Source organism: Litorerythrobacter xanthomarinus (assembly GCF_046254955.1).
Taxonomy (GTDB): domain Bacteria; phylum Pseudomonadota; class Alphaproteobacteria; order Sphingomonadales; family Sphingomonadaceae; genus Qipengyuania_C.
Genome location: NZ_JBJXRG010000003.1, coordinates 128,620 through 147,446, shown reverse-complemented (window position 1 = coordinate 147,446; position 18,827 = coordinate 128,620). Strand labels below are relative to the sequence as shown.

Here is an 18,827-nt window from a genome sequence, read left to right as displayed (position 1 = left end):
CCTTACGGGTAAAAGTCGCCGCAAATTGTGCAGCGCAATATTTGTGCGCGCCCCTAGCCGAGCGCGGGCATAAGAGCAAGCGTAGCGGGAAGGGGAGCGGAGCGGGTTTTACAGAGCCCTGAGCGCCTGTGCAGGTTTGGCGCGGAGCAGCGGCAGCGAACCACCGATGGCAAAGCCGAGTACTACGGCGATCCCGGCTGCCAGCACTGCGAGCACCATGTTCCAGTCCGGTAGCCAGTCGAATTCGAACAATTGGGTCACCACGAGCCATGCGGTGAGGCTGCCGAGTGCTAGTGCTACGACAGCGAGAAGGGCTGCCAGCAGTGCGTATTCGGCGAATTGCATGAGCAGGATCTGTCCGCGGCTGGCGCCCAGCACTCGCAGGACGACGGTATCGTAGGTGCGCGACGCTCTGGCTGCGGCGATACTCCCAAGCAGCACGGCAAGGCCTGCGAGCACGGCAACGGATGCGGCTGCAAGAGTAGCGAGGCCCACCTGCTGGAGGATCGTGCGGGCTTGCGAGAGGACCTGCCCGATCTCGATCACTGAGCTCGAAGGGAAATTGCTGACGAGGCTGCGCAGGAGCGGGCCGGTCTCGGCGCCTTCGGGCAGCTCGATTGTTGCGGCGATATTATGCGGGGCGTCTTCCAGCGCATTGGGAGAGAAGACGAGCGCATAGTTGAAGCCCATGCTTTCCCAGTCGATCCGGCGCAAATTGGCGACGCGCACAGTGCGCTCGACACCGAGCAGCGCGATCGTGAGGTAATCGCCGATCTCGAGATTGATCGAATCGGCGAATTCCTCATCGATAGATACCAACGGTTCGCCCGAGTAATCTTCCGACCACCAATCGCCTTCAGTGAGCGAATTGCCCATCGGCAGCGTTGCTGAATAGGTCAGTCCCCGCTCGCCGCGCAGCGCCCATGCACCTTCGGGAATGCGCTCCATGTCAGCGACGCGGACCATGCTGTCTTGCTCGCCATAGGCGGTGATCGAACCGCGCAGCGCCGGGACTGCCCGGATGACCGCGTCGGGCTGGTCGGCAGCCACAAGGCTTTCGAATTCGTCCAAACGGTCGCGCGGGATGTCGAGAATGAAGTAGTCGGGCGCTTCATCGGGAACGCGGCTCTGGATATTGCCGTCGATGGCGGTCTGGATTGCCGCAAGCACTACGAATGCGGCGAGGCCGAAACCCAGGGCAGTCACCAGCGCGCCGGTGTTCGATCCGGGGCGATGGAGATTGGCGAGCGCATTGCGCAGTATCGGATTGCTTGGCCGCCCGACGCTCCCGGCCAGCTTCTTGATCCCGAAGCCGAGCAGAAATAACAGAACGAGCACAGTGCCCGCGCCCATGAGGAAATAGAGCGACAGCAGCGGCTGGCTTGCAGTTGCAAGCGCTATCGCCACGATCATGAACAGCCCTGCGACTACCCAGCCAATCGCGGCCTTGTCGCGCGCGAGCGGGGCGATGCGTGACCGCATGAGTGCCATGGCAGGGAAATGGCGTGCCCTCACGATGGGCGTTGCGGCGAATACGAGCGCTACCAGCATGCCATAAGCGAGCGCGGTCAACAGGGCAGCCGGAGCGATGGTGATACCGCCTTCGACAGGGAGCAAGCCGCTGAGCGCCTGACCGAGCAAAGGCGTGATCGCGATCCCGGCGATCAGTCCGAGCATTGATCCGATGAGCGCCGCCGCGCCGATCTGCAGCGCATAGATGCGGGCGATATCACCGCTGGTCGCGCCAAGTACCTTGAGCGTCGCAATGCTGGTACGCCGCGCGTCGAGATAGGACGTAACGCCGCCGCCAATGCCGATGCCGGCAATGACCAGTGCCGCCAAGCCCACCAAAGTGAGGAAATCACCCATACGGTCGACAAAGCGGTCCGCGCCAGGCGATGCGCGGTCGCGCGTGCGAATTTCGAAGCCCGAAAGCGGGAATCGCTCCTCCAGCTCCTCGCTTGCAACGTCAGGATCGACGCCGTTCTCGAAGGCGATGCGGTACTTGCTGCGGAACATCGAGCCGGTCACGAGCAGACCGGCGGCTTCGGGCACGTTCTCAGCCACGATCACGGTTGGGCCGAGCTGGAAGCCTTCGCCAAGCCTGTCAGGCTCTTGCGCGATAGTTCCGGCAGCCAGCAATTCCACTCCACCGACTTCGAAGCGATCACCTTCGGAGATGTCGAGACGGTCGAGCGCGCCTTGCGCCAGCCATGCTTCGCCTTCCCCGGGTGCGCCGACTTCGCGCCCATCGGTGAGCAAGAAACGTCCGTAAAGCGGATAGGCTTCGTCCACAGCCTTGAGTTCGACCGGAGCGGCATTGCCATCCGCATTGGCCATGACTTGCAGGCGCACGCCGCCTGAAACTTCGCCAAACTCCTCCATCGCGGCGACTTCTTCGCCGGTCGGTTCGCGCTGCCAGACCGAAACCTGCATATCGCCGCCGAGCAATACCTGCCCGCGCGATGCGAGCTCATTCTCGATCGCCGATGTCAGAGTGCCGATGGCGGCGATCGCGCCGGTACCAAGGAAAAGGCAAACGAGCAGCAGCCGCAGCCCCTTGAAGCGGCCACTGAGATCGCGGCGCGCGATCTGCCAGGCCTTGCCCCATGACAGGGTGCTGCCCATCAGGTGGGCATGTCGCTGGCGATCCGGCCGTCAGCCAGCGTCACAATGCGATCGCATTTTTCGGCGAGCTCGGGATCATGCGTGATGACCAGCAAGGTGGCGCCGGTTTCTGCGCGGCGCGCAAACAGCACATCGATGATCTCGTGACCGGTCGCGGCGTCGAGATTGCCGGTCGGCTCGTCAGCGAAAATCAGTTCAGGGCCGGGGGCGATTGCGCGGGCAATGGCGACTCGTTGCTGCTCGCCCCCCGAAAGCTGTGTCGGATAGTGATCGAGACGGTGTCCCAATCCCACTGCTTCAAGCTCGGCGATGGCGCGATCCCGCGCGCCCTCCATGCTGGCCAGTTCCATCGGCGTCGCGACATTCTCGGCGGCGGTCATGGTCGGGAGCAGGTGGAAAGCTTGCAATACGATGCCGATCTTGCCGCGCCGGGCAAGCGCCAAGCTGTCTTCATTCATGGTCGAGAAGTTCTCTCCTGCCACGGTGAGCGAACCGCTGGTGGCGCGCTCAAGGCCCGAAAGTACCGCCATGAGCGAGCTCTTGCCCGAGCCGGAAGGGCCAAGCAGGGCGAGCGTTTCGCCCTTGGGAACAGAGAGGTCGATACCGCGCAAGATCTCGACGGGAGCGGTTTCGCTGCCGAGTGTAAGCGTCAGTTCGTGCGCGGAAATTGCTGGAGAGGGGGTTGTCACCAGCGCCGGATGGCATAGGCAGGGTTTCGATACAAGGAGGTCTGCCGATGCGATTGCGCGTTTCGTCGATAGGTGTTGCTCTTGCAACCTTTCTGCTGGTGGCGTGTAGCGACGCTGCGCCGGATGCCGATGCGGGCAGCGCCGCCGGAAACGACCTGGAAGCCATCCCCGTCATGGGGCCTGAGCAGCGGATCCTGGCATTCGGTAACAGCCTCTTCGCTGGGTACGGGGTAGACAAGTCGGACAGCTATCCCGCGAAGCTGGAGGCTGCTTTGCGTTCCAAGGGAATCAATGCAGAAGTCGCCAATGCGGGCGTATCCGGCGACACGAGTGCAGCGGGTCTCCAGCGGCTGGCATTCACGCTTGATGCGCAAGCGGAAAAACCCGATCTCTTCATTCTCGAGCTGGGCGGTAACGATCTGCTGCGCGGGATTTCGCCGGAAGAAACCCGGGCCAACCTCGCGGCGATGCTCGAAGAGCTTGGGAAGCGTGAAATTCCCGTGCTGATGATGGGCATGCGCTCGCCGCCCAATTATGGGCCGGAGTATCAGGCGCAGTTCGATGATCTTTATGGTGACCTCGCCCGGGAATATGATGCCGATCTGATCCCGTTCTGGCTGGAATCGATATACCAGAGGCCGGAATTGTTCCAATCGGATCGGATTCATCCGACCGAGGAAGGTATCGAGGAACTGGTGGCCACCACTTCGGCGTCGGTGGCCGAGGCGCTTTCCTAGCCCAGAGTTTCGACCGAGCCATTCGACACGCGCCAGCCAGCAGAACTGCTCAGTATCGCTTCGAAGGGTGCGGCTTCGGTGCCGGTCATCCAGACTTGCGCTGCGCCGGGTGCCAGCCGTTCGAATAGCGCTTTGCGCCGGACCGGATCGATATGCGCGGCAACTTCGTCGAGCAGGAGCACGCTCGGCCGGTCGCGGGCCGCGAGGTCTGAATGCGCCAGAGTGATGGCGATGAGCATCGCTTTTTGCTCGCCGGTCGAACATTGGGCTGCGGGCATCCCGCTGCGCGACATAGTGACTTCCAATTCGTCACGATGCGGGCCCGCGAGCGTGCGGCGCGCGGAGCGGTCGCCACGGCGCGAACTGCGCCACAGGGTCTGCAAGTCCTGCGGTGAGGACGCCTCGGTCGTCACGTGGGACAGGGCAGGGCGGGCGAACGGTTCTTCGGGAACTTCCGCGAGCGCTGCGCCGACCTGCTCGACGAGCATTCGCCGGCCTTGGGTGAGCGAGGCACCGTGCTCGGCCATTTGCGCTTCGACCCCTTCGAGCCACGACGGATCGGGTTCGACGTCGTCGGACAGCAAGCGGTTGCGCTCGCGCAACGCCGCCTCATAGCGCGTAGCATGGCGCGCATGCAGCGGATCGAGCGCGACGGCGAGGCGATCCATATAGCGCCGCCGTGCGCCCGCGCTGTCGGCGAAAAGGCCATCCATCGCCGGGGTAAGCCAGCTGATGGCGAGCCATTCTCCCAGCCGGGTTGCTGCTGCCGGTGCGCCGTTGATCTGGACCAAGCGCCGGTTGGGAAAATCTGGTTCGACATGTGTCGCGAGGCGAACATCGTCTCCTGCAGCCCCGAGTGAAGCGGCAACGGCAAAGCCGCCATTCCCGCTCTCCGAGGCCATTTCGCTGACCTTGCTACGCCTTAGTCCGCGTCCGGGCGCGAGCAGCGAAAGCGCTTCAAGGATGTTGGTTTTCCCGGCGCCATTCTCGCCCAGCAGCAGGTTGAACTTTCCCGTCCCGTCGAGACGGGTCTCCTGGTGATTGCGGAAGCTGGAAAGGGTGATGCGATCGAGCGTCATGAAGGCTTGGGCGTTAGCGGGCGAAGCTGCGCTCCGCCACTGCGAAACACAGAAGCCAAGAGTTGGTGAAAAAGACCATAAGTTGGTATTCGTTAATGTGTCGTTCAGTCGAGAATTCCCGAAAAAGCGCCGAATTCTGGGGTTTTTCAAAACTGGCACACCCTATGCATTAGTTGGTGTGTCAGCGGAAATCACTCCGCGACAGTACAAAAAGGGAAATACAATGACTGATTTTTCGAGCCGTTTCGTCGCTGCATTCAGCTCACTGGCCGTTTCGGCGATGTTCCTCGCCATGGCAATTGCACCTGCAACGCCCAACCTCGCTGGCACCGGAGTTCTGGCATGAGCAAGATCGACGTAAGGCCGGTCGGGACATCGCCATCACGCAGTTTCCGTCTCGACCGACAGAATGACAAGATCTGGGGCGTGTGCTCCGGCATCGCAAACTACACCGGTATCGACGCCACATGGGTTCGCATCGGTTTCGTCGTCAGCGCCTTCATCAGCGTGGGTACGACAGCACTGGTCTACGCGGCAATCGCACTGATTGCCGACTGAGGGGGCGGGGTTTCCCGCCCTTTCACACTTTCCTTGCCCTGCGCCAGGCGCAGGGTCACATGGCCGAGATACCGCCGTCGAGCTTAAGCTCCGCGCCGGTCATGAAGCGGCTCTCGTCGCTCGCGAGATAAAGCACCGCATTGGCAATATCGTTGGGTTCGCCGACGAACCTGAGCGGGATCTGCCGCGCCAGCTTGTCCATCAGCACATCCTTGTCCAACCCCGAATTGATCGCCGTGCCATCGAGGATGGGCGTATCGACGAATGTCGGGTGCACCGAGTTGCATCGGATATTCATGTTGTTCCTGGCGCAATAGAGCGCGATCGCCTTGGACTGCATCCACACCGCAGCCTTGCTGGTATTGTAGGCAGGCATGTTGTGGCTTGCGATCAGCCCCGCAATCGAGCTGATATTGACGATCGAACCGGGCGCATGTTCGCGCATCAGCGGCAGGGCAGCCTGGCACGAATGAAAGATCGAATTGACGTTGACATCGAAGCAGCGCTGCCAGTCCTCGAAGGTACAGGTCTCGATATTACCCGCAACGCCCATTCCGGCATTATTGACCAGCACATTGAGCCCGCCGAGATTCTCGCGCGCTGCTTCCACTGCCGCATCCCAGGCGGCGCGGTCGGTCACATCGTGTTGAAGACTGAAAGCAGTCCCATCGCCCATCGCTTTGTTGATCGAAGCCGCGGTCTCAGCCGCACCTTCGCCATTGATATCGGTGCACAGCACCCGCGCGCCTTCCTGTGCCAGGAGGGCGGAATGCGCTGCACCCAGACCCTGCGCCGCGCCTGTGACCAGGGCCATCTTGCCCGCTACCCGTCCTGCCATATCAATTCTCTCCCGAAATCAGATCCGCGCCGAGCAGCAGGAGCAATCGCACATCGATGCCCACGCCTTCAGCTCGCTTGCTGGCAATAAAGCCCTCCAGTTCGCTCAGGGCAACCCTGTGCACGGTGATGTTCTCGCCATGGACACCGCCGCCTTCGCCGACCTTCTCCAGCAGGCGAGCCCGCACTAACGTAAAGCTCTCGCTGACCATGCCGGGAGAGGAGTAGAATTCTCCACAGTCCTCGAGGCGCCCAGCGCGATAACCGGTTTCTTCCTCAAGCTCACGGCCGGCGGCAGAGAGAGGATCGGTTTTCTCGCTTTCGTCGATATCGCCGATCAGGCCGGCAGGAAGCTCGATGCAGGATTTGCCGAGCGGGACGCGATATTGCTCGACAAGCAGGACATGCCCGTCCTCCACTGCGAGGATCACCGCTGCTTTGATCCCGCGGCTGCGCGAGACATATTCCCAGCGGCCGCGGCGCTTGGCTGTTACGAACTTGCCTTGCCAGACAATTTCTTCGGGTTCGTTCGCGTCGATATCGCTCATTTGCAGAGCGTTAGACTTCGATCAGGCGATCCGGCAACTCATTCTGGTCGTCTTCGGCGCGCGGGAAGTGTTCGGACAACACGTGACCGACATCGCGCACCCCTGCGGCCAGACCTTCGGCGATCCGGCCCTGCTTGATCTCGACCAGCATGTCGACCATCGCTTCGCCCCAGACTTCCGCATTCACCTTCTCGGCAATCGGTTCGTCCGCGACGATTTCTGCGCGATGCTCGCGCATCGAGAGATAGAGCAACACCCCGGTGCGGCCATGCGTGCGCCGCTCGGCACCGACCTTGAAATGGACGATCGCGGCCTGATGCGCACGCGCGGTTTTGACCGGGCCAGGGATGAGCGCGAAGCGCAGCGGCTGCCACAGCTGAGCGGCCCATGTCGCGATGAATGCGATCAACCCCAAAGCAATGGTCATGCTGGCCAATTCGCCCGTGGTCCATTCGTGGCTCCAGCCGCCGATGAGCCGATCCCACAGGTCCAGGAAGGGCTGAGGGAAGAGCGCAAACAGGCTCATCGCAGTAAAAGCGATTGCTGCTGACCAGACAAGGACGACATCGGTGTATCCATCCGATCGATCGGCCAGCACGGTGACGATCTCGCCCGAAGTTGTAAGCTCAGCCGAAGCCACCGCCTGCGTGACGATCGCGTGCTGTTCCTCATTGAGATAAGCCATGTGCTACCACCCCCCAGAGGCGCCGCCGCCTCCGAAACTGCCGCCGCCGCCCGAGAAGCCGCCACCGAAACCGCCACCGAAGCCTCCTCCGCCGCCGCTGCTACCGCCGCCAAGCGCACCGCGCGCAATCGCCGAGCCGACTTCCCACAGGATGATGTCACGCGCGGTGTCCCCAAATTCGCGCCCGCGCCCGCCATAGCGCCGCCGTCTTCCGCGGCCGCGCAGCATCGGCAGGATGAAAAAGAAGAATATGAAGCCGAACCAGATCAGCCCGCCGATCGGGAATCCGCCATCACTGGCACGCTGCTCGCCGGCTTGTTGTGCGATCAGGCGCGCTTCGTCTTCTGGAAGGACGAGCTGTTGCATGATTGCGTCTGTGCCCGCGAGGATGCCGGCCGGCATGTCGCCGTCACGGAAACGCGGCAGGATCTCGTTCTGGATAATGATCGCGGAAAGCGCATCGGTCATGATGCCTTCAAGGCCATAGCCGACTTCGATCCGCACCTTGCGCTCATTCGGAGCCACAAGCAGCAGTGCGCCATCATTGCGTTCGGCATCGCCCAAGCCCCATTCGCGGCCGAGCTGGTAGCCGTAATCGGCAATGTCATAGCCTTGCAGGTCGGGCACCGTTGCGACCACCAACTGGCGCTGCGATTGGTCTTCAAGCGCTGCCAGCCGCTGTTCGATTTCCGCTTCCTGCGCCGGGCTGAGAAGGTCGGCATTGTCGACCACCCGCCCCGTCAGCTCGGGGAACTGCGGCTGCGCCAATACTGGCGACACGAATAGCGCCGCCAGCATGGCGAAGAGTAAGGCTATCCGCCGCATCAGGCGGCTCAGCTAGACGTCAGGTCGATTTCAGGAGCGACGTCAGCGCCTTCGGTGACAGATGCGTAGGGTTCCAGCGGCTCGGCACCATGGATGATGTTCGCCCCGATGATGTCCGGGAAGGTGCGGATCGTGGTGTTATACTGCCGCACGGACTCGTTGTAGTCACGTATGGCTACGGCAATCCGGTTCTCCGTCCCTTCCAACTGGCTTTGCAGCGCGAGGAAGTTCTGGTTCGACTGGATCTGCGGATAAGCTTCGAAGCTCGCCAACAGGCGCCCAAGGCCTTGACCAAGCTGGCCCTGCGCGGCGGCAAACTCCTGCATCTTGGCGGGATCGCCCAGATCATCGGCGCTGACATTGATGCTAGTGGCGCGTGCGCGCGCTTCAGTCACTTCGGTGAGAATTGAGCGCTCGTTTTCGGCGGCACCCTGTGCCACTTCGACGAGGTTGGGAATGAGATTGGCACGACGTTGGAACTGCGCCTCAACATCCGCCCACTTGGCCTTCGCGTTTTCTTCTGCAGCGGGGACCGAGTTGATCCCACAAGCGGCGAGCCCCATCGAGGCTATGGCGGCAAGTGCAAAGCGGCGCATGGAAGCAAGATTCATCGAATTCCCCTAGTCGTAGATGCTCCCGGCGGAGCATGAGTTACCTGTATTGTCTATATGGCACACCCTTGTGGATATTCAAGAAGTTGCCGCACTTGTGAGCCAATTCGGGCGCTGGCAGAAACCAGGCCACAGCAATGCGAGGAAGTCTCATGAGTATAGCTACGGAATTCAAGAAGTTTATTGCGCGCGGTAATGTCATCGATCTCGCGGTCGGTGTGGTGATCGGGGCGGCGTTCGGAAAAATCACGACCTCGCTTGCGGAAGGGGTCATCATGCCGTTCGTCGGCTGGTTGTTCGGCGATATCGATTTTTCAAACAAATTCATCCTGCTTGGCAGAGTTCCCGAAGGCTACAGCGGATCGCCCACCAACTATGCGGAACTCAAGGAAGCGGGCGCGCAAATGATTGGCTATGGCGACCTGCTCACGCAGGTTCTCAATTTCCTCCTCATAGCATTTGCCGTCTTCATGCTGGTGAGAGGCGTGAACAGAGCCATGGATGAAATACAAGACTTGGCGGGCCAGACCGAAGACAGCTCAAAGTCCAACGATGTCCCCACCGATCCGCAGCTTGATGTGCTCAAGAAGATCCTTGCGGAAATGCGTAATAGCAGGCCCGTTGCAGCACCCGCCTGAATCGTTTTCCACAAGCGGCTTGGCTTTCTGCCCCGAGAATGGAAAATAGCGCTCAAGCAGCGATCTAAAGGTGGAGGGACAAGATGCTTTCGGAATTCAAGGAATTCATTGCCAAGGGCAATGTGATGGAACTGGCTGTCGCGGTGATTATCGCGGGCGCATTTGCAGTGATAGTCGCATCAATGACTTCAGATCTGATCATGCCGCTGGTGGGCGCAATCTTCGGCAATGTCGATTTTAGCGACAAGTACATGGTTTTGAGCGGCGAAGTCGAAGCGGGCATGAGCCTCGAGGCTGCGCGGGAAGCGGGCGCCAATGTGCTGGCCTGGGGCGCATTCGTGACATCGATCATCAACTTCCTGATACTGGCTTTCATCATCTTCATGCTGGTCCGCTACACTAACAAGGTGAAGGCGCGCTTCGAGAAGCCGGAAGAGCCGGCAGCCGAAGAAGATGCAGGTCCAAGCGAGATCGAATTGCTGACCGAGATTCGTGACGCTTTGAAAAAATAGGGTTGTTTGATGTGTGCGGGCTGGACCTCCGTCCAGCCCTTGCGGCACCGGCCCACTCTCTCCCTCCCGATCACCCGCCGGATTATCCTGATTGGGTGGCCGGGAGGGGGAGTGGGCCGGCACCGCTCCCGGCGGCCCGCGGGAAGCAGCCGGGAGGCACCTATCCAGCCGCCTGAGAACGTGAATCTTTCACTCACTTCCCATTAACGTGAGATCGCCTATATAGGTCTCGCTCGCTTCGGCGGGCTATGGCGATAAATTGCGGTGTGCAATAGGCACAGCGGACCCGGGGGCAGTACCCGGCGGCTCCACCACAAAGCCCTGTTTCGGCAGGGAATTCTGACGGGGCCGAACTAGGATCGACGTGTGTTGAAAGGCACTGTTTTCGCCCGGGCTGAGTAACCCGTAATAGGCTCAAACACACAAGTGCCAATGATAATGAAGCACTCGCTATCGCAGCGTAATCTGACGGCCTAACGGCCTGATCTTACAAAGCTAAAGCGCGGTTGGACCCACCGGGCAACAGAAGCGGATTCCGGGGCTCCGGGGGTAGCTAGCAACAGAAACCCCCACCTATTCCCTAAATCACAAACTCCACGCCCAACCGGGTCTGGACATTGCGTTTTTCAAGGTCACCGCCGACCGCTTCACCATTCTCGATCGCTTCGAGGTTGGCATTGGTTTCTTCGCGCAAGAACACCGCGATCTCTGCTTCGCGCTCTGCGGCGAATGGAAATTCGTGCCACGTACCAAGGTCGAGCATCACACCTGCGCTGCCATCGAATGAGAGCGCAGTTACCTTTTCGAGATCAGGCACTTTGCGATCGTTCGGCGGGGCAAGCACCATAGTGAAGGGCGCTCCGTTGACCGGCATAAACACCTGCGTGTGCTTGAAATGCCGCTCCATCCAGATGACACTTCCCGGGCGAGGGCGCACGCGCGCAATCGAAATACAGGCCTGTTCGTCCGTTACCATACCGGGGATATCCCAGACCGCGACGGCGTCATTGTAGAAGGTAGTGTTCCTGCCGGCAGATCGGTTAGAACGGATCAATCGCCCGAAGGGCCGCATATTCTCGTCATCGGCGGGAGCGGGTTTAAGTCTGGTCTGTGTCACATCCATGCGAATCTCTTTATCCCTGCATGCTGGTCCGGACCAGTTCCGAGATTAATGGCCGCTCTGATTTGTCCAGACATAACGGTTCATCGCAGTTCGGGCTCGACATATCCGCCCAATTGGGGTTGCTGCCGGAACTGTTCATCTAAGAGAAGGGTTATCTTTCACAATCGCGCTTTTCCTCGTGAAATTCTGCGCCGTACTTGCAGAATGGCGTGAATGCACGAATAGGAATCTTTAAAACACAGCCGCTATGCATAGGCGGGAAATCACTTCCAAACGGGTCTGCAGATGGAAGTTATTAGGAGTAACACAATGAGTTTCGTATCCAAGGGTACAAAGGGCCTGGCTCTTTTCGCCGCGCTAACGCTGCCGATGTCGGCAAGCCTTTACGCGCAGGACCAGGTCGCTGCGGAAACCGTCCGCGACATTACCGTTGAGGGCATGGTGCCCACAGATTTGAGCGGATTTCCGGAAGGACCGGAAATCGAAGGCTTCATCTCGGCGCGTGCGCTTGACCGGATGCAGGTGACGGGCGTCGGCGGTACCAACACCACCGTTTCCATCAGCGAAGCTACCGAAGTGCGTGCCAAGGGCGGCTTCCTTGGCCTCAACCGCAACACGCTGGATGCCGGCGCGCTGCTCAATGGCTTGCCCGTCACTGTTGAGACGGTGCGCTGGAACCAGGGACTGATTGCAACCCGCGTAAAGGTCTCGAACAAGAACCTCGAAACTGCGGCGATGATCCAGGCCGGCACCAACCAGCGCTTCTCCGAAAACGAAGCGGCCATTGATGCTAACGCTGCGGCAACCGAGGCGCTGCGCGGCCGCGTAGCCAATATCGATCAGTACAATATCAAGGGCACCACCAACGTCTATTTCGACACAGGCAAGTGGAACCTTAAGCCGGGTGCCGCGCGCGAACTGTGCGATGCCGCGAACCAAGCCAACAACATGGACAACGCCCTGCTGCTGGTTGTCGGTTACACCGACAGTGTTGGCAACGAAGATTACAACCAGGTCTTGAGTGAGCGCCGCGCTGGCCGCGTCGTGAACTATCTCCAGCAGAAGTGCAGCTGGCAGCCCTGGCGCATGATGACGCCGACTGGCATGGCCGAAAGCGATCCGCTGGCGGACAACAGCACAGCCGAAGGCCGCGCGCAGAACCGCCGCGTTTCGGTGAATATTCTCGTGAGCAAGGCGCTCGAAGAAGGGTAAATTGTCGTAAGTGGGCGCTGCCCGCTACGCCGAAAAATCAGGAGGCGGGAGCTTCGGCTTCCGCCTCTTGTCGTTTGGCACCCTGTTCGTAGCGGATGGCATCGAGGATTTTTGCGCCGCCAAGGAATACTGCGCCAGCCGTAGCCGCAAAAAGTGCCCAACCGCCCCATCCAGGGTATTCGACTGTGTAATGCGCACCGCGGGTCATCGCACCCAAAGCCAGGGCGTAGATGATCAGATACGCTTCAAATCGCGTCTTGATCACAAATAGCCGTTTGACTTTGGCCAGCATGCTCTTCCCCTTGCAACCGAGCGAGTTGGTGCGGTTGGTTAATAAGGGGTTATCCTAAGCGCACTTGCGCCGAGGGCAAGGGCGTTAACCCAATTCTGAAAGGTCCAGTGCGGCCAACAGCGCATCGCGTGCCGAAACGACACAATCTTCCAGCTCGGCTGAGCCGATTTGCTCCGGATTAATGGTTTCGGGCCATTTCTCGGCGATAACCTGCTCGATTCGTGCAGCTTTTTCCTCGTCGAGCAAAAAGCGTTGGTCGACGGTGGCAGGATCGGCGACGACGCGTAGGCGCAGGCAAGCAGGGCCGCCGCCATTGGCCATCGATTGCCGCACATCGACCGGGATCACCTTGCGGATCGGACCATTGCTGGCAAGCATCCCTTCCAGCCAGTTCCAGACCGACGCGCTTTCCTGGCATTCGGTTGGAACCACGAGCGCCATCTCGCCGCTTGGCAAGCTCAGAAGCTGTGCGTTGAACAGGTAGCTCCTGATCGCTTCGGCGAGGCTCACCGCATCGGCCGACACTTCGACGATTTCCAGCGCAGGATAGGCAGCGCGGATAGCGCCGTAAGCGCCTTGCTGGTCAGCGAAGGCCAGTTCGTGGGTGAAGAGCACGCTGCCATTGGCGACCGACACCACGTCATTGTGGAACGCGCCGGCTTCGATTGCCGCTGGGTTTTGCTCGATGAAGACCGAAAGATCCGGATCCAGGCCGTGGAGGCGCGCGACGGCGCGGCTGGCCTGTTCGTGCTGGCGCGCGGGAAACTTGCCGCCGGGTTTGCCGTAGACAAACACTTCTACACCTGCGGCATCGTGGCTGGCACAGAAACGCATGTGGTTGGCCGCGCCTTCGTCACCGAACGCCGGGAGCACCGCATCATGCACGGTAAAGTGCTGCTCGTCACCGAAAGCGATCGCTAGTTGCGCCTGAGTGTCCTGCCATTCCTGGGCGCGGTGCGGCATTGTGACAAGATTAGCGGGGGTAAGGTGGCAGCGCCCGTCGGCCGTATCCGGCGCGGGGCTGACAGTCGCGGCATTGGCGGTCCACATGCTCGAGGCCGACCAAGCAGCAGCAAGCAACTGTCGCGGAGCAGTCTCATCAATGGCAAGGCCGCGGATCAAGTCGCCATTGGGGCGGGGTAGAGGCAGGAAGAAGCCCTGTGCCAACCCCAACGCCATGTTCGAGCGCATCTTGGCGATGCCTTGCAGTGCCGCCGCGCGCGGATAGGAGGTGTCACCTGCATGGCTGGTTGCTGCGAGATTTCCGAGACTTAGCCCGGCGTAATTGTGCGAAGGTCCGACAATCCCGTCAAAATTGATCTCGACCAGATCGCTCACCGCGCCACACTCCAGACCGGATCGCCTGTCCCGACGCTGAGCAGGTCTGCGGCATGCGAGTCGATTGCGAGCGACCCGTCATCGGCGACTGCCCGCGCGCCGTAGCAGCAGCGGAAATCACTCAGCGAGCCAGTTGCAAGCAACGAGCGTTCGCCCTCGGGAAGGTCGATGTCGGACACCGCGCGTGATTGCGACTCTGCAACGCTTTTCACGGCGTCGGTCCGAGCAATCATCGTCGGACCACCGTCGAAGATGTCGACATAGCCTTCGTAAGCGAAGCCTTCGTTTTCGAGCATACGCATCGCGGCACGCCCGGTCGGGTGCGGTACGCCAATGGTGCTCTTGGCGCTTTCGTCGAGCATCGCGATGTAGACCGGATGTTTGGGCATCAAATCGGCGATAAACTGGTTGCCGTTGATGGCGTTGAAATAGTCGGCTTCCTGAAAGCTCATGCCGAAGAAACGCCCTGCAACGCCGTCCCAGAAGGGCGAACCGCCGCGCTCGTCGATAATTCCGCGCAATTCGGCAAGTGTGCGCTCAGCGAAGCGCTGCCGGTGCGAGGCGATAAAGAGATATCGACTGCGTGCTAGGAGCAGGCCTAGCCCACCTGCGCGCTCATTCGGGTGGAGGAACAATCCGCCGACTTCACTGCAACCTTCAAGATCGGTCACTAGGCTGAGCATTTCCGCGCGCACCGTGCGGTCTAGCTCTTGGCTGTGCTGGGTCAGAGTGGTGAGGCGATAGGAATAGAATGGCCATTGCTGGCCGACTTTTGTCATCAACTGGCATGTGCCGCGCACCGCGCCGGTTTCGGCATTCTCCAGAACGAGTACGAATTGCTCGTCAGCCAGTTCATCGATGGTGTTGGCGAAGGCGGCTTCGGCGCGCTCAAGCTTTTCGGACAGCGCGTTACGGTCTGCCGGTAGGTTGGTGAACCCGCCGCCGGTCAGCTTGGCCATCTCGTACAGCGGCTCGAGATCTTTCGCGCGCGCGGCGCGGATAACAAAACTCACAAATGCTCTCCTGATGCCAGTCGCTGGAGGACAAGCGCGGACAAGGCCGCGCGTTCTGCCAGCGAGGCGGTGATGAGGAATTCCTGCGGGGAATGGATCGACCCGCCGCGCACGCCCATGGTGTCGACCACGGGTATGCCGCAGGCGGCGATGTTGTTGCCGTCGCACACGCCGCCGGTCGATTGCCAGCCAATCTTCTGGCCCAGCACTGCGCCGCAGTCCCTGACGAGGTCGAAAAGCTTTTGCGCGCGCGCATCGACCGGCTTGGGCGGGCGGGTAATGCCGCCATGGCAATGGATCGAGACGTCATGCGCAGTCTCAACCGCAGCGATCAGCGCCTTGAGATCGGCTTCGAATTGCTCGGCGGCTTCGACTGCCTTGGGCCGGATATTGAACCGCAGCACGGCATGATCGGGCACGACATTATTGGCCGCGCCGCCATCGATCTTCGCCGGGTTTACGGAGATTTTCTTCGTGTGGAGCGCCTTGAGCCGCACGGCCAGTTCGGCTGCCGCGACAATCGCATTGCGGCCATCTTCGGGATTGCGCCCTGCATGTGCCGATTGCCCGGTAACAGTCAGCGAGTAATTTCCGCTTCCGCCGCGCGCATGGGCGAGCGTGCCATCGGGTAGGGCGGAGGGTTCATAGGTCAGCGCCGCATACTTGCCTTCGGCCAGTTCAGCGATCAGCGCCGCGCTGGCGAGCGATCCTGTTTCCTCATCCGAGTTGACCATCACGTCGTAGCCTAGCTTGTCAGCATCCTCGCTCGCTTCAAACGCCTTGAGCGCATGCAGGATCACATCGAGCCCACCCTTCATGTCGGCCAGGCCCGGACCGTTGAGCACGCCGTCTTCCAGCCACTGCTGGTCCTGGAACGGGTGATCCTCGGGAAACACCGTATCCATATGACCGGTGAAGAGGATGCGCCGCTCAGCCTCGGGCCGCGCGCGCAAGATCAGGTGCTGTCCATGGGCTTTCTCGACCTCGCGCCCCTCAGCATCGACGACAGTCACTGGTGCCGGATCGACCAGTTCGATCTCACCAGGCAATGCGGAGAATGCATCGGCCAGCTGCCCTGCCTGCATTGCGAGCCCATCCAGATTGGACGTGCCGGTGTTGATCGCGCTCCACGCGCGGGTCTCCGACAACATCACGTCGCCGTCGATCGGCTCGATCAGGGCCGACTGGGAGGGAGTAAGTTGTTGCATTGGCAACCGCCTTTAGCGCCCGCCCGCCGCCAGTCCAACCCCGACTCGACACATGCCTCCAGGCGGTTGCAATCGTGTGGTCGATTGGCCATAGGCGCAGCGCTGTCCTCCCCGGTAAGGCATTAACAACTGACGCGTCTTCTGTGGCGTGGTTCTTGGCGAGGAATTATGAGCGAAACAATCGATAAATCCGGTCTTCAGGTCGATGCCGCGTTGGCGCGCTTTCTCGATGATCAGGTCTTGGCTCCGCTTGGCCACGATAGCGCAGCGTTCTGGACCGGATTTGCCGCGCTGGCAGGCGAATTTGGGCCTCGGAACAAGGCGCTTCTCGCCAAGCGTGACGAGCTGCAGGAAACGATCGATAGCTGGCACAAAGAACGGCGCGGCAAGCCGATCGACCAGGCCGAGTACCAATCGTTCCTGAAAGACATCGGCTATCTCGTTTCGGAGCCAGGCGATTTCACCATTGGCACCCAGCATGTAGATCCGGAAATCGCGACGATGGCCGGGCCGCAGTTGGTGGTCCCGATCCTCAACGCCCGCTTCCTACTCAACGCCGCCAACGCGCGCTGGGGCAGCCTATATGACGCCTTTTACGGCACCGATGCGCTCGATGCGCCCCCTCCAAAACCGGGCGGCTATGACGAGGAACGCGGCGCTGCGGTGATCGCGCGCGGGCGGAATTTTCTCGATGAGACGCTGCCGCTGAAAGAAGGCAGCTGGGCCGATCTAACTTGGGATGGTCTGGTGCATGATGGTCTGCCGATTGCTGACGAGAGCCAGTATGTCGGCGAGACCGAAAACGGCCGCCTGTTCAAGAATAACGGCCTGCATATCGAGGTGGTGTTCGACCGCGATCATCCGGTGGGGAAAGGCGACAAAGCCGGCATCGCCGATATCGTGCTCGAAGCTGCGCTCACCACTATCGCCGACCTTGAGGATTCAGTCGCAGCGGTCGATGCAGAGGACAAGCTGGTCGGCTATTCGAATTGGCTCGGGGTGATTCGCGGCGATCTGGAAGAAAGCTTCGAAAAGGGCGGTTCGACCATGACCCGCTCGCTCAATGGCGACAAGGGTTATACCGCGCCCGACGGGAGCAAGCACTCGCTTCCCGGTCGCAGCCTGATGTTTGTGCGCAATGTCGGTCATCTGATGACCAATCCGGCGATCCGCCTGCCCGATCGCAGCGAAATCCCCGAAGGGATTATGGACGCGGTTATCACCGGCGCAATCGGCGCGCATGACGTGCGTGGGCAGGGCAAACACGGAAATTCGCGCTGCGGCTCAATCTATATCGTGAAGCCCAAGATGCACGGGCCGGAAGAATGCGCCTTCACCAACGACCTGTTCGATGCGGTCGAAGACCTCATGGGTCTGCAACGTAACACCATGAAGGTTGGCGTTATGGATGAGGAGCGGCGCACCAGCGCCAACCTCGGCGCGTGTATCCATGCGGTGAGGGACCGGATCGTATTCATCAATACCGGCTTCCTCGACCGCACGGGTGACGAGATCCACACCTCGATGCAAGCTGGACCCATGGTCCGCAAAGCCGATATGAAATCGAGCGACTGGCTCACCGCGTATGAAGCGCGCAATGTCGGCATCGGCCTGCGCCATGGCCTCTCGGGCCGTGCCCAGATCGGCAAGGGCATGTGGGCCGCTCCCGACCTGATGGGGCAGATGATGATCGAAAAGATCGGTCATTTGAATGCTGGTGCGAACACGGCATGGGTACCATCGCCGACCGCTGCCACACTGCACGCGCTGCACTACCACCAGAAAGACGTGTTCGAAGTGCAGAAAGGTCTGGGTGATGTGCCGGGCCTCGAAAAGCTCCTGAACGTTCCGCTCGCGCAAGGCACCAATTGGTCCGAACAGGAAATCCGCGAAGAGCTTGATAACAACGCTCAGGGCTTGCTGGGTTATGTGGTGCGCTGGATCGACCAGGGCGTGGGCTGCTCAAAGGTACCGGACATCAACGATGTCGGTCTGATGGAAGACCGCGCAACGCTGCGCATTTCCTCGCAGCATATGGCGAACTGGCTGTTGCACGGCGTTTGCAGCGAAGAGCAGGTGATGGCATCGCTGCGGCGTATGGCGGCCAAGGTTGATGAGCAGAATGCCGGTGATCCGTTCTACGAGCCGCTCGTCGGTAATGAAGATGGCGTCGCATTCACGGCGGCCAAGGACCTGATCTTTAAGGGTGTAGAGCAGCCGTCCGGCTATACCGAACCGCTGCTGCATAAGTGGCGACAGGTGAAGAAAGCGAGCTGAGGTCTTTCGGTTTCTTC

Annotated in this window: 20 protein-coding genes and 1 other RNA gene; 8 read left to right on the top strand and 13 right to left on the bottom strand. The window is 60.7% G+C overall.

The features are described from left to right. Positions 1 to 108 precede the first annotated feature (108 nt). Together ACEWMW_RS14220 and ACEWMW_RS14215 are read right to left on the bottom strand one after the other, a co-directional pair. On the bottom strand, positions 109 to 2,628 hold the full coding sequence (locus ACEWMW_RS14220; protein ID WP_409414611.1) for an ABC transporter permease: 2,520 nt from the start codon (positions 2,626 to 2,628) through the stop codon (positions 109 to 111). Continuing rightward, entirely contained in the window at positions 2,628 to 3,317 is a 690-nt protein-coding gene (locus ACEWMW_RS14215) for an ABC transporter ATP-binding protein (RefSeq protein WP_409414610.1), read from the bottom strand. Before ACEWMW_RS14215 ends, ACEWMW_RS14220 begins: the two co-directional genes overlap by 1 nt. Positions 3,318 to 3,364: 47 nt before the next feature. Here ACEWMW_RS14215 and ACEWMW_RS14210 point away from each other — a divergent pair, with 47 nt between their 5' ends. Continuing rightward, positions 3,365 to 4,054 carry an arylesterase gene (locus ACEWMW_RS14210; RefSeq protein ID WP_409414609.1) on the top strand — a complete coding sequence of 230 codons (690 nt, stop codon included), beginning with the start codon at positions 3,365 to 3,367 and terminating at the stop codon, positions 4,052 to 4,054. Here the strand turns inward: ACEWMW_RS14210 and recF are convergent. Continuing rightward, on the bottom strand, positions 4,051 to 5,133 hold the full coding sequence (gene recF / locus ACEWMW_RS14205; protein ID WP_409414608.1) for a DNA replication/repair protein RecF: 1,083 nt from the start codon (positions 5,131 to 5,133) through the stop codon (positions 4,051 to 4,053). The genes ACEWMW_RS14210 and recF overlap by 4 nt on opposite strands. Positions 5,134 to 5,356: 223 nt before the next feature. Here recF and ACEWMW_RS14200 point away from each other — a divergent pair, with 223 nt between their 5' ends. Together ACEWMW_RS14200 and ACEWMW_RS14195 are read left to right on the top strand one after the other, a co-directional pair. Beyond that, positions 5,357 to 5,479 carry a hypothetical protein gene (locus tag ACEWMW_RS14200; RefSeq protein ID WP_409414607.1) on the top strand — a complete coding sequence of 41 codons (123 nt, stop codon included), beginning with the start codon at positions 5,357 to 5,359 and terminating at the stop codon, positions 5,477 to 5,479. After that, positions 5,476 to 5,691 carry a PspC domain-containing protein gene (locus ACEWMW_RS14195; RefSeq protein ID WP_409414606.1) on the top strand — a complete coding sequence of 72 codons (216 nt, stop codon included), beginning with the start codon at positions 5,476 to 5,478 and terminating at the stop codon, positions 5,689 to 5,691. Before ACEWMW_RS14200 ends, ACEWMW_RS14195 begins: the two co-directional genes overlap by 4 nt. Positions 5,692 to 5,746: 55 nt before the next feature. Here ACEWMW_RS14195 and ACEWMW_RS14190 read toward each other — a convergent pair whose 3' ends face one another. Genes ACEWMW_RS14190 through ACEWMW_RS14170 form a run of 5 tightly spaced genes read right to left on the bottom strand, consistent with a single transcriptional unit; the run spans position 5,747 to position 9,197 of the window. Further along, positions 5,747 to 6,529, bottom strand: a complete 783-nt coding sequence (locus tag ACEWMW_RS14190; RefSeq protein WP_409414605.1) for an SDR family oxidoreductase — start codon at positions 6,527 to 6,529, stop codon at positions 5,747 to 5,749. 1 nt (position 6,530) lies between these two features. Further along, on the bottom strand, positions 6,531 to 7,076 hold the full coding sequence (locus tag ACEWMW_RS14185) for an NUDIX hydrolase (RefSeq protein WP_409414604.1): 546 nt from the start codon (positions 7,074 to 7,076) through the stop codon (positions 6,531 to 6,533). Between the two features lie 10 nt (positions 7,077 to 7,086). After that, positions 7,087 to 7,761: a TPM domain-containing protein gene (locus tag ACEWMW_RS14180; RefSeq protein WP_409414603.1), complete on the bottom strand. Its 675-nt coding sequence runs from the start codon at positions 7,759 to 7,761 to the stop codon at positions 7,087 to 7,089. 3 nt (positions 7,762 to 7,764) lie between these two features. Next, a complete protein-coding gene (locus ACEWMW_RS14175; RefSeq protein ID WP_409414602.1) occupies positions 7,765 to 8,586 on the bottom strand; it encodes a TPM domain-containing protein in 822 nt (273 codons plus the stop codon). Between the two features lie 8 nt (positions 8,587 to 8,594). Then, complete coding sequence (locus ACEWMW_RS14170) at positions 8,595 to 9,197, bottom strand: LemA family protein (protein ID WP_409414601.1); 603 nt, start codon at positions 9,195 to 9,197, stop codon at positions 8,595 to 8,597. Between the two features lie 152 nt (positions 9,198 to 9,349). Between ACEWMW_RS14170 and mscL (ACEWMW_RS14165) the strand changes: the two genes are divergently transcribed. The 3 genes from mscL (ACEWMW_RS14165) to ssrA all read left to right on the top strand — a co-directional run bounded on the left by mscL (ACEWMW_RS14165) (position 9,350) and on the right by ssrA (position 10,884). Next, positions 9,350 to 9,835: a large conductance mechanosensitive channel protein MscL gene (mscL, locus tag ACEWMW_RS14165; RefSeq protein WP_409414600.1), complete on the top strand. Its 486-nt coding sequence runs from the start codon at positions 9,350 to 9,352 to the stop codon at positions 9,833 to 9,835. Positions 9,836 to 9,918: 83 nt separating this feature from the next. Next, positions 9,919 to 10,347 carry a large conductance mechanosensitive channel protein MscL gene (gene mscL / locus ACEWMW_RS14160; protein WP_409414599.1) on the top strand — a complete coding sequence of 143 codons (429 nt, stop codon included), beginning with the start codon at positions 9,919 to 9,921 and terminating at the stop codon, positions 10,345 to 10,347. A gap of 193 nt (positions 10,348 to 10,540) precedes the next feature. Continuing rightward, positions 10,541 to 10,884: a transfer-messenger RNA gene (gene ssrA / locus ACEWMW_RS14155) on the top strand. Positions 10,885 to 10,927: 43 nt separating this feature from the next. Here ssrA and ACEWMW_RS14150 read toward each other — a convergent pair. Then, positions 10,928 to 11,470, bottom strand: coding sequence for an ureidoglycolate lyase (locus ACEWMW_RS14150; protein ID WP_409414598.1), 543 nt, complete (start codon positions 11,468 to 11,470; stop codon positions 10,928 to 10,930). 309 nt (positions 11,471 to 11,779) lie between these two features. On the opposite strand from ACEWMW_RS14150, the gene ACEWMW_RS14145 reads away from it, so the two are divergent. Continuing rightward, the gene (locus ACEWMW_RS14145) at positions 11,780 to 12,682 is read left to right on the top strand and encodes an OmpA family protein (RefSeq protein ID WP_409414597.1); all 903 of its coding nucleotides are present in this window, start codon (positions 11,780 to 11,782) and stop codon (positions 12,680 to 12,682) included. Positions 12,683 to 12,719: 37 nt separating this feature from the next. Here ACEWMW_RS14145 and ACEWMW_RS14140 read toward each other — a convergent pair whose 3' ends face one another. The 4 genes from ACEWMW_RS14140 to ACEWMW_RS14125 all read right to left on the bottom strand — a co-directional run bounded on the left by ACEWMW_RS14140 (position 12,720) and on the right by ACEWMW_RS14125 (position 16,533). Further along, entirely contained in the window at positions 12,720 to 12,974 is a 255-nt protein-coding gene (locus ACEWMW_RS14140; RefSeq protein WP_409414596.1) for a hypothetical protein, read from the bottom strand. 84 nt (positions 12,975 to 13,058) lie between these two features. After that, the gene (locus ACEWMW_RS14135; RefSeq protein ID WP_409414595.1) at positions 13,059 to 14,312 is read right to left on the bottom strand and encodes an N-succinylarginine dihydrolase; all 1,254 of its coding nucleotides are present in this window, start codon (positions 14,310 to 14,312) and stop codon (positions 13,059 to 13,061) included. Next, positions 14,309 to 15,325: an arginine N-succinyltransferase gene (locus ACEWMW_RS14130; RefSeq protein ID WP_409414594.1), complete on the bottom strand. Its 1,017-nt coding sequence runs from the start codon at positions 15,323 to 15,325 to the stop codon at positions 14,309 to 14,311. Before ACEWMW_RS14130 ends, ACEWMW_RS14135 begins: the two co-directional genes overlap by 4 nt. Next, entirely contained in the window at positions 15,322 to 16,533 is a 1,212-nt protein-coding gene (locus ACEWMW_RS14125; protein ID WP_409414593.1) for a hydrolase, read from the bottom strand. The genes ACEWMW_RS14130 and ACEWMW_RS14125 overlap by 4 nt, the downstream gene beginning before the upstream one ends. A 168-nt stretch (positions 16,534 to 16,701) precedes the next feature. Here ACEWMW_RS14125 and ACEWMW_RS14120 point away from each other — a divergent pair, with 168 nt between their 5' ends. Beyond that, positions 16,702 to 18,810, top strand: a complete 2,109-nt coding sequence (locus tag ACEWMW_RS14120; protein ID WP_409414592.1) for a malate synthase G — start codon at positions 16,702 to 16,704, stop codon at positions 18,808 to 18,810. The last annotated feature ends 17 nt before the right edge of the window (positions 18,811 to 18,827 follow it).